14 protein-coding genes are annotated in these 14,354 nt (G+C 44.9%); 4 read left to right on the top strand and 10 right to left on the bottom strand.

The annotated features are described in order from the left end of the window. Positions 1-91 precede the first annotated feature (91 nt). Genes QFZ78_RS11170 through cydS form a run of 3 tightly spaced genes read left to right on the top strand, consistent with a single transcriptional unit; the run spans position 92 to position 2,573 of the window. Positions 92-1,435 carry a cytochrome ubiquinol oxidase subunit I gene (locus QFZ78_RS11170; protein ID WP_307547439.1) on the top strand — a complete coding sequence of 448 codons (1,344 nt, stop codon included), beginning with the start codon at positions 92-94 and terminating at the stop codon, positions 1,433-1,435. After that, entirely contained in the window at positions 1,432-2,463 is a 1,032-nt protein-coding gene (locus QFZ78_RS11175; protein ID WP_307547440.1) for a cytochrome d ubiquinol oxidase subunit II, read from the top strand. Before QFZ78_RS11170 ends, QFZ78_RS11175 begins: the two co-directional genes overlap by 4 nt. A 5-nt stretch (positions 2,464-2,468) precedes the next feature. Next, positions 2,469-2,573, top strand: a complete 105-nt coding sequence (cydS, locus tag QFZ78_RS38500) for a cytochrome bd oxidase small subunit CydS family protein (protein ID WP_373461021.1) — start codon at positions 2,469-2,471, stop codon at positions 2,571-2,573. 115 nt (positions 2,574-2,688) lie between these two features. Here the strand turns inward: cydS and QFZ78_RS11180 are convergent, their stop codons facing one another. The 5 genes from QFZ78_RS11180 to QFZ78_RS11200 all read right to left on the bottom strand — a co-directional run bounded on the left by QFZ78_RS11180 (position 2,689) and on the right by QFZ78_RS11200 (position 8,140). After that, the gene (locus tag QFZ78_RS11180) at positions 2,689-2,844 is read right to left on the bottom strand and encodes an aspartyl-phosphate phosphatase Spo0E family protein (protein WP_307547441.1); all 156 of its coding nucleotides are present in this window, start codon (positions 2,842-2,844) and stop codon (positions 2,689-2,691) included. Positions 2,845-3,464: 620 nt separating this feature from the next. Next, positions 3,465-3,974 (bottom strand): SRPBCC domain-containing protein, encoded by a 510-nt coding sequence (locus tag QFZ78_RS11185; protein ID WP_307547442.1) that lies wholly within the window; start codon positions 3,972-3,974, stop codon positions 3,465-3,467. 18 nt (positions 3,975-3,992) lie between these two features. Further along, positions 3,993-4,322, bottom strand: coding sequence for an ArsR/SmtB family transcription factor (locus tag QFZ78_RS11190; protein WP_307547443.1), 330 nt, complete (start codon positions 4,320-4,322; stop codon positions 3,993-3,995). Positions 4,323-4,547: 225 nt separating this feature from the next. Continuing rightward, positions 4,548-6,269: an assimilatory sulfite reductase (NADPH) hemoprotein subunit gene (gene cysI, locus QFZ78_RS11195; protein WP_307547444.1), complete on the bottom strand. Its 1,722-nt coding sequence runs from the start codon at positions 6,267-6,269 to the stop codon at positions 4,548-4,550. A 38-nt stretch (positions 6,270-6,307) separates the two neighbouring features. After that, positions 6,308-8,140 (bottom strand): assimilatory sulfite reductase (NADPH) flavoprotein subunit, encoded by a 1,833-nt coding sequence (locus QFZ78_RS11200; RefSeq protein WP_307547445.1) that lies wholly within the window; start codon positions 8,138-8,140, stop codon positions 6,308-6,310. A gap of 244 nt (positions 8,141-8,384) precedes the next feature. Between QFZ78_RS11200 and QFZ78_RS11205 the strand changes: the two genes are divergently transcribed. After that, positions 8,385-8,576, top strand: a complete 192-nt coding sequence (locus QFZ78_RS11205) for a hypothetical protein (RefSeq protein WP_307547446.1) — start codon at positions 8,385-8,387, stop codon at positions 8,574-8,576. 84 nt (positions 8,577-8,660) lie between these two features. Here QFZ78_RS11205 and QFZ78_RS11210 read toward each other — a convergent pair whose 3' ends face one another. From QFZ78_RS11210 to gap, 5 genes are all read right to left on the bottom strand, one after another. Continuing rightward, positions 8,661-9,461, bottom strand: a complete 801-nt coding sequence (locus QFZ78_RS11210; protein WP_307547447.1) for a pyruvate, water dikinase regulatory protein — start codon at positions 9,459-9,461, stop codon at positions 8,661-8,663. 13 nt (positions 9,462-9,474) lie between these two features. Continuing rightward, positions 9,475-10,083, bottom strand: coding sequence for a helix-turn-helix transcriptional regulator (locus tag QFZ78_RS11215; protein ID WP_307547449.1), 609 nt, complete (start codon positions 10,081-10,083; stop codon positions 9,475-9,477). An 80-nt stretch (positions 10,084-10,163) separates the two neighbouring features. Further along, complete coding sequence (ppdK, locus tag QFZ78_RS11220; protein ID WP_307547450.1) at positions 10,164-12,848, bottom strand: pyruvate, phosphate dikinase; 2,685 nt, start codon at positions 12,846-12,848, stop codon at positions 10,164-10,166. Then, on the bottom strand, positions 12,845-13,021 hold the full coding sequence (locus tag QFZ78_RS11225; protein ID WP_171689955.1) for a GapA-binding peptide SR1P: 177 nt from the start codon (positions 13,019-13,021) through the stop codon (positions 12,845-12,847). The genes ppdK and QFZ78_RS11225 overlap by 4 nt, the downstream gene beginning before the upstream one ends. Next, positions 13,000-14,055 carry a type I glyceraldehyde-3-phosphate dehydrogenase gene (gap, locus tag QFZ78_RS11230; protein WP_307547452.1) on the bottom strand — a complete coding sequence of 352 codons (1,056 nt, stop codon included), beginning with the start codon at positions 14,053-14,055 and terminating at the stop codon, positions 13,000-13,002. Before gap ends, QFZ78_RS11225 begins: the two co-directional genes overlap by 22 nt. Between the last annotated feature and the right edge of the window lie 299 nt (positions 14,056-14,354).

Here is a 14,354-nt window from a genome sequence, read left to right on the forward strand (position 1 = left end):
CATGCTGCTTTCCTGGCTTCGGCAGATGATCGCATAATCGTAATAACTGATTTCCCAATCAATTTTCAAGCTGAAAAGGAGTACATCACATATGACTTATGATCCCGTGCTTTATAGCCGAATGCTCACAGAGCTCACATTCGCCTTCCATATTATCTTCGCCACCGTAGGTGTCGGTATTCCGATCATGATCGCATTCGCCGAATGGTCTGGCATTAAACGAAACGATCCTTACTACCTGCTTCTTGCGCGGCGCTGGGCCCGCGGCTTCGTTATAACCGTCGCAGTTGGTGTTGTCACTGGAACCGCAATAGGTCTCCAGCTCAGCCTGCTATGGCCAAGCTTTATGCGCGTTGCCGGCCAAGCTATTGCCTTGCCTTTGTTTATGGAGACCTTCGCCTTTTTCTTTGAAGCTATATTTTTAGGCATCTATCTATACACATGGGATCGATTCCGCAAGCCCATCACTCATTTCTTACTCAATATTCCGGTCATGCTGGGATCTTCAGCGTCTGCTTTTTTTATCACAACGGTTAACGCGTTTATGAATACCCCGCAGGGCTTTAAGATGAACAACGGCTCCATTACTGACATTCAGCCGCTCGTAGCCATGTTTAATCCCGCTACTCCAACGAAGGTCGCACATGTGCTTTCTTCTGCTTATATGACAAGCGCCTTCGTCCTTGCGGCGATAGCCGGAGCTGCTTTGCTTAAGAAGCGCGATTCGCTCTATCACCGTAAAGCACTCAAGCTAACGATGGTTGCGGCTCTTATTTTTTCAATTACAACTGCACTTATTGGAGATCTTTCCGGGAAATTTTTGGCTAAATATCAACCCGAGAAGCTGGCTGCCGCTGAATGGCATTTTGAGACGGCTAGACAAGTGCCGCTTGTTCTAGGGGGGATATTAACAGAAGATCATCAGATTAAATATGGGTTAAAAATCCCATTCGCCCTAAGTATTCTAGCTCACGATAACCCGAATTCAGAAGTTCAGGGCTTAAATGAAACACCTGTTGCTGAGCAACCCCCTCTTATTGTTCATTACTATTTTGATTCGATGGTCACGATAGGCATCTTCCTTACGGTACTTTCTATGGCATCTGTTTGGATGGTTTACAAATTAAAGAGTATCCAATATCCCAGTTGGCTGTTGAGGTTGGTCGTCCTTTCAGGCCCTCTTGCCATTTTGGGAATTGAATTGGGTTGGATTTACGCCGAGGTAGGACGACAGCCTTGGATACTTCGAGGTTATATGAAGACCGTCCATGGAGCGACCACCTCCACACATGTGGATTTGATGCTCCTTTTGTTCTGCATCCTATATATAGCTATTGGATTCACTTTGGTCAAAGTACTAAGGAAAATGTTCACGAACAGCGATGTACAAGAAGAACTCAAGAGCAGAGGAATTGAGGGGGGGCCAACACAATGAAGTACGAGTTAATGGGCATTACGGTCCTATGGATATTTCTGTACGGCTATCTGATCGTTGCTTCCATTGATTTCGGGGCAGGCTTCTTTAGCTATTACTCCTACGCTACAGGAAAAAAACATCTCGTTGAAAACATCATCAAACGTTACCTATCACCGGTATGGGAAGTAACGAATGTTTTCCTAGTTTTCTTCTTTGTCGGCATAGTCGGCTTCTTTCCGGATAGCTCGTATTACTTTGGAACTGCCCTTCTGGTGCCTGGCAGCATCGCGATTGTTCTACTTGCGATACGCGGCTCTTACTATGCTTTTAGTATTTATGGTCAAATGCAAAAACAAAGCCACTTGTATACATTTTTGTATGGAGCCACCGGCCTCCTCATTCCCGCTTCCTTATCAACCGTCCTGACGATATCCGAGGGAGGTTATATGACAGAGGAGAATGGCAAGGTTATTTTACACTTTAGCAAGCTCTTCACAAGCTCCTATTCCTGGTCGGTTGTGCTGCTTGCACTTGTTAGCGTTCTGTACATTTCTGCGATGTTTCTTTCCTACTATGCCAACAAAGCCCAGGATTATGAAGCTCTTGAAATCGTCCGGAGCTACGCACTAGGCTGGAGTCCACCCACAATTGTGTGCAGTATATTTGTTTTTTTCGCTATTCGCTGGCACAATCCGGAGCATTTTCGGGCTATGCTGGATCTGTCTTGGATGTTCGTCGCTTCGTTACTATGCTTCATAGCGGCCGTCTATCTGATTTATAAACGAAAAAGCTATGGCTGGGCATTTATTCTTGTTATGCTGCAATTTGCCTTTGCCTTCTTCGGATATGGAGCTTCCCACTTGCCGTATATCCTTTACCCGTTTATTACGATTCACCAAAATTTCACGAACGATGCTATGGCTATCTCGCTAATTGTCGTTTTCCTTGCTGGATTATGTCTGCTTATCCCATCACTTGTTCTACTGATGCGGCTGTTCCTATTCGACGCTGAGTATGTGCGAGGGAATCCCTCCAAGAAAGGGTGATGATTATGGATTTCTTTCTGCTTATGATTGCGCCTTTTCTTCTTGTGGCGTTTTCCCTCGGGATCTTATTCATGATGTTCGCAAGAGGGCAGGATAAGTTTCCTGAATAATCCATTTGAATTCATGCTATAGCAATATAAAGAAACAGGCTGATTTGAGAAACATTTCTCTTATCGAACTTAAATAACAAAAGAGGATATGCAGCTGCATATCCCTTGAGTCATTCTATGAAAATTTTAACTCTTGAAAATTAACAATATATTCATCTAATTTTTGACTAAGATTAACTACTTTCTCATGCGTTAAACTTCCGTGTAAATATGCTTCTTCTATCATTTCAATGCGTAATGCTTCGATTTTTTCTAATAATAGTAGTTCCATATCCCTCATTCACACCAATTCTGTTCAATATGGTTTGTATCCCTATTATAAAACAGGATGCTGGAAAAGGTAATGATTGGGTCGGCTAAATTTATGACAAATTTGTGAAATATTATTTCAACATAGAATATTAATTCTGTTTTTTTGCACCTTCATGTCATATGCTGATGATGGGTATCTAACATGATCGAACATGGTTGGATGGAACGACAAAGTTGTGTTTTATACAACAATAAGCAAGTTAATCCGCGTTATTCATTCGAATATTGTAATAAATAAAACAATTTCAGCCGAAAGTAGCTCTTTTTCCTACAAAAAAGGCTAAATTGTTGTATAACATACTATATTCGTAGCTTACCAAGAAGAAATCAATGAAATTACTGTACGGAGTGCAACTTGCCCTTCTAATTCTCCATTTCTTCAAAAAACCAGAAAATAAATACTAGGAAAACATAGTTTCTTACCGAATAAATGACTATGCATTTCCCACAATCTCACTTAGCCTAATAATAATCCGCAGCTAACTAACTATCCAAAATCAGGTAAGCTTCGTCGCCTATCCCCTAACCCTTAAAAAAATAAGCCGCCGGCTATATACCGGACGGCCTTGTGATAAGAGATTATTGAATGGATTCCAGATGCTCGGAGAGACGATCCCAAGTTTCAGTAATTCCTTGCTCCATTCCCATTTCCATGACGGCTTTGAGCGCTTCGGGTGAAGCGTATCGTCCGCGGTTGACAAGCTTCGTCTTGCCTTCATGCTCTATAAAAGTCATCGTTACATGAGCCGATGGCATACCCTCCGTTTCATTCCCTTCGGCATCTGAGAAGTAATCGACATAAACGATTTTCTCCGCCTCAACGATTTCTCCATAGACTGCCTTGCCCCAAGATTCGTATCCGTAGAAATCCCCTTGTTTCTCATCGATACACTTCATGCAGTAATGCCAGATACCACCCGGACGAAAATCGACATTGCAAACTGTAAGCGTCCAACCGCGAGGTCCCCACCAGTGCTTTAGATGTTCAGCTTCGGAGAATGCTTTGAATACAAGCTCGCGCGGCGCGTTAAAAACACGCTCCAAAATTAGTTCCTGACCCTCTACTTTGGTAATCATTTGGTTTGACATTGAAAATCCTCCTAAAATTTAGTTTTGTTTGTTTTGTTTGTCTTTCAGCTTCTGCAGGTAATTCTCCAGAGCGTCAAGTCGTTCATCCCAGACACTGCGGTAGGTTTCAAGCCAAGTGTCCAGTTCTTGAAATGGTTCCAATCGAAGCTTGTAGTTCCGGCGATTGGCGACAGCCTGCACTTCGACTAGTCCAGCCTCCAGCAGGACACGTAAATGCTTCGAGGCTTGAGGCTGGCGAAGCCCAAGGCCATCGGCGATATCCCCTACGGTCAAGGGACCGTCTAACAGGAGTTCAACAATGCGTAAACGGTTGGGTTCGGCAAGTGCGTTAAATGTTGTGTTATTCATGATGATGTTTTCCACTTCCTGTTCTAGTCAAGTCAGGCCACCTCGTTTCGTTAGCAAGTTACCTTATTTCTATTTACAATATACCTTAATTGGAATATTCCTGTCAAGGAATATTATAAAAATAAAATCAAAACTGAGTCAAAAAAAAGAAGTGCGTCTAAGTAAACGCACTTCTTTCTATTTCCGATAATTTCCGGGAAGCTATTGAAATTAGTTAACCATTTCTTACGAATGAAAATCTTGCCCAGAACGAACTTCTTTGACATAACCGGCGCGAATGACAAAATCGCCGAAATGCTCGTTTTCTTGCCGTTCCTTCGCATATTGATTAACAATCGGTCGTAGCGACTCCAGAATCTCCGCTTCTCCGATGTTTTCCTTATATAATTTGTTCAGTCGGTTTCCGGAATGTCCACCGCCCAAATACATGTTGTATTTGCCAGGAGCCTTGCCAATGAACGCGATCTCCGCCAGCATTGGGCGGGCGCATCCATTCGGACAACCGGTCATGCGAATGATGATTTCTTTGTCACTCAAACCAGCTTCTTCCAACATCGGCTCGATTTTATCGATTAAGTCGGGAAGGTAGCGCTCGGCTTCAGCCATCGCCATACCGCAAGTCGGCAGAGACACGCAAGCCATAGAGCTTCTGCGCAACGCGGAGTTTTGAAGCCCATCCGTAAGTCCGTATTCTTTGATCAGCTCTTCAATCTTTTTCTTCTTCTGAGTGCTTACATTACCGATCACCAGATTCTGGTTCGCCGTAAGTCTGAAATCCCCGGTATGCACTTTGGCAATTTCACGAAGTCCGGTCATCAGTTGGTAGTTATCCTCGTCTTTAACACGACCGTTTTGAATAAACAGGTTGAAATGCCATTTCCCGTTACTTCCCTTAACCCAACCATAGCGATCTCCATTATGATCAAAATGGTATGGACGCGCCGCTTCGAGCTTCCAACCTAAACGAGCAGTTAATTCACCAACGAACCAATCAATGCCGCGGTCATCAATCGTATATTTAAAACGTGCATGTTTCCGTACAGAGCGATCGCCATAATCCCGTTGAATCGTAACCGTCTTCTCTGCCAAATCAACCATTTGATCCGGCGTGATGAACCCGATCACTTGGGCTACCTGCGGGTAAGTCAACGGGTCGCCATGACTCATCCCCATGCCGCCACCTACAGATACATTGAAGCCTTTCAAACGTCCATCTTCAACAATAGCAATGAAACCCAAATCCTGCGAGAAGACATCCACATCATTGGAAGGAGGTACTGCAATACCGATTTTGAACTTACGCGGCAAATACACCTTTCCATAGATCGGCTCTTGCTCTACCCCATCTTGGCTGTCCACTACCTTCTCGCCGTCAAGCCAGATCTCGTGATAGGCCTTGGTCTGTGGATCAAGATGGTTGCTCACGCGGCAGGCCCATTCGTATACTTCAGCATGAACATCTGACTGGTAAGGATTCGGATTACACATGACGTTTCGGTTAACGTCACCGCAAGCAGCTAGCGTGCTCAGCAACGAATCATTCACTTCACGAATCGTCTTCTTCAAATTCCACTTCAGCACGCCGTGAAGCTGGAAAGATTGACGAGTCGTCAGACGAATTGTACCGTTAGCATACTTCTGTGCGACCTCGTCCATCATCAACCATTGCTCTGGTGTAACGACTCCGCCAGCGGCACGCACACGCAGCATGAACTGATAAGCCGGCTCTAGCTTCTGCTTCTGCCGTTCGTTGCGCAGATCCCTGTCATCCTGCATATAACTTCCGTGAAACTTCATCAAACGGTTATCATCCTCGGGGATGGACCCCGTAATTGCGTCTTTCAGCGTCTCTTCGAGACTCCCCCGCAAGTAATTGGTTCTAATTTTAATGTGCTCTACTTCGCTGTGCGGCGCACTGTTCTTTGAAAGTAAATTGTTTTCTGACATATTGGCCTTTCTCCTCTCGCGATCTTTGGGATTTGAACTTAGTAAACATCCCTCTGATAACGTTTTTGCTGTTGCATACGGGTCAAATACTCCGCTGCTTCCTCCGAGCTGAAACCGCCCTCTTGTTCAATAATGGTTGCTAGGGTCGCATGGACGTCGTGTGCCATCTTCTTTTCGTCACCACATACGTACACGATTGCCCCTTCTTGAAGCCATTTATAGAGCTCGGCGCTCTTCTCAAGCATCCTGTGCTGCACATATACTTTCTGGTCGGTATCACGGGAGAACGCAACATCCATGCGCGTCAACACGCCGTCTTTAAGCCACTTCTGCCATTCAATCTGATAAAGGAAATCAGTGGAGAAGTGCTGATCACCGTAGAAGAGCCATGATTTGCCTTCGGCCCCAGTCTCTTCTCTTTCTCCTAGAAAAGCTCTGAACGGAGCGACGCCCGTGCCAGGTCCGATCATAATAATAGGTGTTTCCGAGTTTTCGGGTAGCTTGAAATTCGGGTTGTTTTGAATGTAAACCGGCAGCGTTTCGCCAGACTTGATTCGCTCAGCGAGCTGTACGGAGCACACGCCGTAACGTTCTCTACCTTGAGTCTCGTAACGTACCGTACGGACGGTAACGTGAACCTCATCCGGGAAAGCTTTGGAACTGCTTGCAATCGAGTACAGTCGAGCAGGCATTTTCCGAAGGATCGCTACGAATTCGCCCGCTGGTACTCCCTTAAGGGAGTAATCCTGCACCAAATCCAATAAATCCCGACCACTGATATACGATTTAAGATCTTGCTCACGTCCTGCAACCAACAGCTCTTGCAGCCCATTGCTTGAGGTAAGCTTTGCCACTTGCTCCAGCAACGGCTTCGTTAATACAGTAATTTCATAATTATGAAGCAACGCCTCGCGCAATGAACGCTTCTCGCCGTTCTTATTAATTGTAACAAGTTCCTCGGCTTTCCAGTCCATGGCTTCGATCAATTCATCCACAAGACGTGGGTGGTTCTCCGGATAGATACCTAAACAGTCACCCGGTTCGTATTGAAGATTGGATCCCTCCAAGGAGATCTCAATGTGGCGGGTTTCACGGTCCGATCCACGGCCATTCAGATTCAAATTCTCAAGAACCTCGGCTTGGAACGGATTTGTTCTCGAATATTCGGATTCAGTGCCACTTTCAACCGCTGCTCCGACGCCACTTACAACAGTCGTGCCCGCTGAAACTTCACTTAAAGAGCCTAAAACGGAATTCATCCACTCTGCAGCTGGCTCATCGAAATCCACATCGCAGTCGACACGCGGCGCAAGGCGTTTGCCGCCCAGCTCTTCCAAGCGTTTGTCGAAATCCTTACCTGTTTGGCAGAAAAGCTCGTAAGATGTATCTCCAAGTGAAAGCACGGAAAACCGCAGATCCTCCAATTTAGGAGCTCTCTTGCTATGAAGGAACTCATGGAAGGAAATCGCGTTATCCGGTGGATCTCCTTCTCCGTGGGTACTCACTAGAACAAGCAAGTTTTGAATCTTTTTTAAGTTATTCGGTTTAAAATCTGCCATCGAGGAAAGCGTTACCTGAAAACCTTGCTCTTCAAGCTTTTTGGACATTTTCTTCGCTAAGCCTTGAGATTTACCTGTCTGTGATCCGAAGAGTACGGTCACCTCTTTGGAGATTACCGGCGCATTCGCCGCCAAAGTTGCTAAGGGAGCTACAGGAGCTGCACCAGAAGCCGTCACTACAGCCGATCCCTGAAGTGCTGCAAGATACCCGTTCAGCCAGATTCGTTGTGATTCCGTTAGTGTAGGAAGTAATCGATTAAGTAATTCTACTTGTTCCTGATTAAAAGGACTGTTTGTTACTTGAAGTACCAAGAATATCCACCTCTCATAGCCTGCAATGATATTATTTCCTATTATACATTTTTCTCATTATTTTCACTCTCTTGAAACTATCATGTATGTCGAAATAGGTCAATTAGAATGATCTTATATGATCTATCAGTAATACTGATAAAGGGATAAAACCCCTTTTACCGGATGTCAAAAGTACAGACCGATATAAACAATCATAGACGAATAGTATAGGATACAGGATTTAAGCAAGGGAGCTTCGCAAATGAGATTTGTTACAGAAACAAGATTAAAACGATTGGAAGAATTGATTCAATTGATTCCTGAGTACGACGAAAGAAGCCACGCTCTTCATCTGCTGAATTCGATTCGTTCTGATATCGATGATAACTATGCGGAAATTGAAAAACCGATCAGTTTAAGCGGCTTGAAGCGACGGCCAAACGAACGGAAATAAGCAAAAAAATAGCAAAAAAAACGAACCTCTTGAATTGCTTCTAAAGTTCGTTTCGCATTTTATTATTAAACCAAGTATTCGCGGTTACATGGCATCCAGTATGATACCAGCCGTTTCCTCAATCGCTTTTTCAGTGACATCGATTACAGTACATCCAAGCTGCTTATACAATCCGAATGCAAACTCCAGCTCTTCCGCCACTCTTTCTAACGCCGAATATTTAGCGCCAAATGGCAGCCCAACTGCCTTCAGCCGTTCTGTACGGATCTTAACAAGCTGTTCAGCGCTCATCGTCAATCCGATCAATTTGCTTTTGTTAAGTGTAAACAATCCTTGCGGAGGTTTTACTTCCGGAACTAGTGGATAGTTGGCTACTTTATAGCCTTTATGCGCCAAATAAATACTTAGCGGTGTTTTCGACGTCCTCGAAACGCCCAACAAAACAATATGAGCTTGTTTTAGAGCGCTTGTGTCTTTACCGTCATCGCTTTTTACAGCAAACTCAATCGCTTCGACACGCTTATAATATTCTTCATCCATTTGGTGCAGCAACCCTGCTTTCCTTTTGGGAGAATCATTAAAAGTGTCAATGAAAGCTTGCATAACAGGACCTAGGATGTCTATGCTGGTCACGTTTAATCGAATCGCTTCTTGACGCATCATCTCTCTTAATTCCGGAAGAACGAGCGTGTAGACTACAAAACTGCCAAGTCGGGAAGCTTCCTCCATCATACTTCGGATTTCTTCCTCCGTACGCATAGTTCCAAAACGTCTCACATGAACTTGACTGGCGTTAAACTGACGAATTGTAGCTTGAACAACCGTGTTTGCCGTTTCCCCAACCGAGTCCGAACAAACAAATATCGTATGGACTTTCTCCTCCACCCGTGAATACCTCCTAATTCGCAGCTAGTTCCAACAGTAATTTGGTCATGGTTGTTTTCGTTATTCGTCCTGTAACGCCATACTGGTCTTGTTCAGAGTCCAAACTCACAACTGGCAGGCTGTCAACTTGATGATGAATCATTTTGCGCGCTGCATCAATGACGTGGTCCTCCGGACTTACGGTAACGATGTTCGGGTGTCTCGTCATCACAAGACTAATGGGCATGGATGGAGCACCCGCATTGCCTAACGTTACCTTTAACAAATCTTTTCTAGAGACAATGCCCACTAATGCCCGATTACTGCTCACAATCATCAGAGTACCCACATTCTCAAGAAACAGAGAGACGACGGCATCATTCACCGTAGCTGTTTCTTGAAGAACGACAGGTAAACCCATAACATCTTTAACATAGATGCCATCAAGCTTTTTGTACGATGATTCCTCACGTTCCAGCGTTTTGCCAAGAAAATAACCAACCTTTGGCTTCGCATCCAAATAACCTAGCATAACAAGCAGGGCAAGGTCGGAACGAATAGTAGGACGAGCGATTCCGAGCATTTCTGCTAGGTGTTCTCCGGTAATCGGAGCATGTTTTTTTACGCGTTCAATGATTTCCATTTGACGGGATGTAAGTTCTATCGTATTTCCCTCCCCGAACTTTCATGTTCATCCCCATTTTAACCGATTTTCTCGCTATATCAAATCGCTTGAGCTACCTTTTGTTCACCGATAACACCATGCAGGATGAACGCTTGTGCTGCGGCTATTCGAGCCAAAGGAATTCGGTAAGGGGAACAGCTTACATAATCCAATCCGGTCAAGTGGCAAAAGAAAATCGACTCTTTATCTCCGCCATGCTCCCCGCATATGCCAGTTTTGAGCGACGGCTTAACGAGCCTACCCGCATTCACGGCTAAGTCAATCAATTGTCCGACTCCTTCTGTGTCAAGCACTTGAAACGGATTATGCGGAAGAAGCTTCTGATCGACATAGTGGGTTAGAAATTTACCCTCCGCATCGTCACGGCTATAACCATACGTCATTTGCGTCAAGTCATTGGTACCAAAAGAGAAGAAATCGGCATAAGCCACAATTTGGCGCGCAGTAAGAGCCGCTCGTGGAACCTCTATCATGGTCCCGACCTTGTACGGACAATCCCGCAGTTTGTCTTTCCCCAGCACCTGTTCTGCAACAAAGTCAACAAGTTCCCTTAAAATTTTCAGTTCGTTGGCATGACCCACAAGCGGAATCATGATTTCCGGAAGAACTCGGATGCCTCTGTCGATACAGCCTGAAGCTGCACGGAAGATGGCCTCTATCTGCATATCATAAATCTCCGGATAGACAATTCCCAATCTGCAGCCCCGCTGTCCTAACATAGGGTTAGCCTCATGGAGAGCTTGCACTTTGCGGAGAAGGTGAGCGATCTCTTCTCTTTCTAAGTCTGACGCACCTTTATTATAAGTCAGCTCCGTATGTTTTTTTTGCAGATCTTCGAGGTTCGGTAAAAACTCATGCAAAGGCGGATCCAGCAACCGGATCGTTACCGGAAGGCCATCCATTTCCTCGAACATGCCTTCAAAGTCTGACTGCTGCATGGGAAGCAGCTGTGAAAGAGCATGCAAGCGATCTTCTTTGTCATCCGCGAGGATCATTCGTTGAACAACAGGCAGACGAGTTGGTGAGAAAAACATATGCTCTGTTCGGCATAATCCGATCCCTTCGGCTCCCAACGATCTGGCGATTTTCGCATCTTCCGGATTGTCTGCATTCGCGTATACTTTCAGCGTACGAATCTCATCCGCCCACTTCAGCATAACGAGAAGCTCATCCGTCATCCTGGCTTCTCGTAATGGCATTGCACCGACAATAACGCGTCCGGTTGCACCGTCGAGCGTAATCCAATCGCCTTCTTCTACGACCCTGCTTCCCGCCAACATCCGCTTCTCGTCAAGGACAATTCGGACTTCTTCGCAGCCGCATACGCATGGTTTGCCCATTCCCCTTGTCACAACAGCCGCATGGCTCGTCATCCCTCCGCGGCTCGTGAGTACGCCTTCCGATGCGATCACGCCATGAATATCTTCGGGTGTTGTTTCGTTTCTGGCTAGAATGACCGTCTTGCCAGCGCGGTTCCATTCTGCAGCCGTATCAGCGTCAAACACAAGCTGTCCAACCGCTGCGCCCGGCGAAGCAGGAAGTCCTTTGGCCAACACATCCTTTACAGCCTCTTCATCAATACCTCTGTGGAGCAGCTGATCTAGATGTGACACTTCGATGCGCTCAACGGCTTCCTGCTTAGTCAATAAACCTTCATGCACCAAATCGACGGCAATCTTGAGCGCAGCTTGGGCATTTCGTTTCCCATTTCTGGTCTGCAGCAGATAAAGCTTATTATTTTCAACCGTAAACTCGATATCCTGCATATCTTTGTAATGCTTCTCTAACTGCTTGGATGCCGCAAACAACTGCTCATAAATCAGGGGCATTTCGCTTTTCAGCGCAGCGATCTCCAGCGGTGTTCGGATACCTGCAACCACATCTTCCCCCTGTGCATTAATCAAGTATTCACCGAAAAATGTATTCTCGCCCGTGGATGGGTTTCTCGTAAAGACAACGCCTGTGCCGCAACTGCTGCCCATATTGCCAAATACCATGCTCTGAATGTTAACGGCCGTCCCCTGTTCATCTGGAATCCGATTTATTTTGCGGTAAATCTGAGCTCGTTGATTGTTCCATGACTTGAATACAGCCTCGACGGCCATTCGCAACTGCTCGTAGACATGCTGAGGAAAAGCTAGGCCTGTTTTAGCCATAATGCATTTCTTATAATCTTCGATTAGATTCTTCCAACCCTCAGCTGTAACCTCCTGATCTTGATGGACGCCCTCTTTCTCTTTCAAACGGTGCAGCAGCTGCTCAAAATGGTAGGCTTCAATGCCAAGCACCACGTTTCCAAACATCTGCATCAAACGCCGGTAGCAATCGTAAGCGAACTTTTCATTGTTCGTAAGAGAAGCCAAACCTTGAACGGTTACGTCGTTGAGACCGAGATTCAAAATGGTGTCCATCATACCCGGCATCGAAGAGACAGAACCGGATCGTACGGAAACAAGAAGTGGATTGTTCGCATCCCCGAACGTTTGTCCCTTCTGTTTCTCTAACTGCTTGAGAGCTGCTGCAATTTGTTCAAGCAGTTCCTCTGAGATCCGATTACCAACCTTAAAAAAAGCTAAGCAGGCCTCGGTCGTAATGGTGAAACCCGGTGGTACGGGAAGGCCGGCACGTGTCATCTCAGCGAGATTAGCCCCCTTTCCTCCCAGTAAAGCTTTCATTGAAGCATTTCCCTCCTGAAAGGGTACCACTTGTTTCTGAATCGTCATTTGTTAGCCTCCTTATTTTTATCGATACATAGCGTTGAATTGCATAGGCCATAGAATTTTTTATATCCGTCCGTTGGTAACGTTGCAATCACTTCATTACATGATTTACAAATGATAACACCAAGATCATACCGATGAATGGCTGCCAATGTTACATGGTTTGTGTTAGACATTTCGTTTCCCCCTTTAGTTGTGTGCTTTCCGCACGTGACATATGAGCTACTAAATCAATGACTCGGCTTGCGTAACCCCATTCATTGTCATACCAGGCCAGCAGCTTGATTTGGTTTTCGTGCGTCATAATGCTGAGTCCGTCGATGATGGCTGATTTCTCATTACCTATATAATCCGTAGAAACAAGCGGCAATTCATTGTAGTCAACAAAGGATCCTATTTGCCCAGCAATCGCCTTTTTAATGGCGAACTTCACATCATCAACGCTAACTTTACGGTCGACCACAACTTGAAGATCTAGCAGAGAAACATCTTGTGTTGGCACGCGAATAGAGACGCCTTGAATTTGGGAAGCCAGATGTGGAATAACATCAATAAGTGCTTTGCCCACGCCAGTCGAAGTCGGAATAATAGAATTGGTGCATGCCCTAGCGCGTCGAAGATCTTTATGCGGGTTGTCCATATGATTTTGATCATTCGTAAAAGCATGAACCGTTGTCATCCAACCCTGTTTGACGGAAAAAGCTTCATCTAGGATATGTAGAATTGGTGCGATACAGTTGGTTGTACAAGAAGCTGCAGATAGCAAACGATGCTGCTTAGGATCATACTTCTCTTCATTCACACCCATGACAACCGTGAGGTCCATGTTCGTTCCTGGTGCAGTAATCAAAACTTTCTTGGTTCCAGCAAATAAGTGTCGTTCAGCACCATGCCGATGATTGAACTTTCCGGTTGCATCCACAACCAATTCAACACCATAATCCTCCCATGGCAATAAATCCGGCTCTCTTTCACAAATGACGGAAATCAGCTTTCCATTAATCCTCATTAAGTTGTCATTTAACACATCAATTTTCGCGTCCCATGTACCATGAACCGAATCATATTTCAACAGATGAGCCAATACATGAATGGGGCTTGTTGAGTTGATCACGTTGATTTCAAAACCCTGCTGCTTCTCGGTCAAAGCTTTTCTCAAACAAAGCCTTCCGATTCTCCCTGTACCAGTAATTCCAACTCGCATCTCCATCCTCCAATTCGTTATTTAGTATGTCATAAATATATCATACGGTTATATAATACACAATATATATTTAAAAATTCACATAAATATCATCATTTATCACTATTATCGGGGATTGTTATATATATGACGTCATATATAGTGTCGTATTTAAGACACAAAGGATCTCGGCGCTTAACGGCCGGCATCTTTCATAATTTCCTATATAATAAAGAAACCACCTTACGATTTTGTCGTAAGGCGGTTTCAATGATTGAAAAACGGATAAGATTTTTAGGTCATCCCTATCGTTGAAATAAAAACGG

The sequence above is a fragment of the Paenibacillus sp. V4I5 genome, from assembly GCF_030817255.1.
GTDB lineage: Bacteria > Bacillota > Bacilli > Paenibacillales > NBRC-103111 > Paenibacillus_E.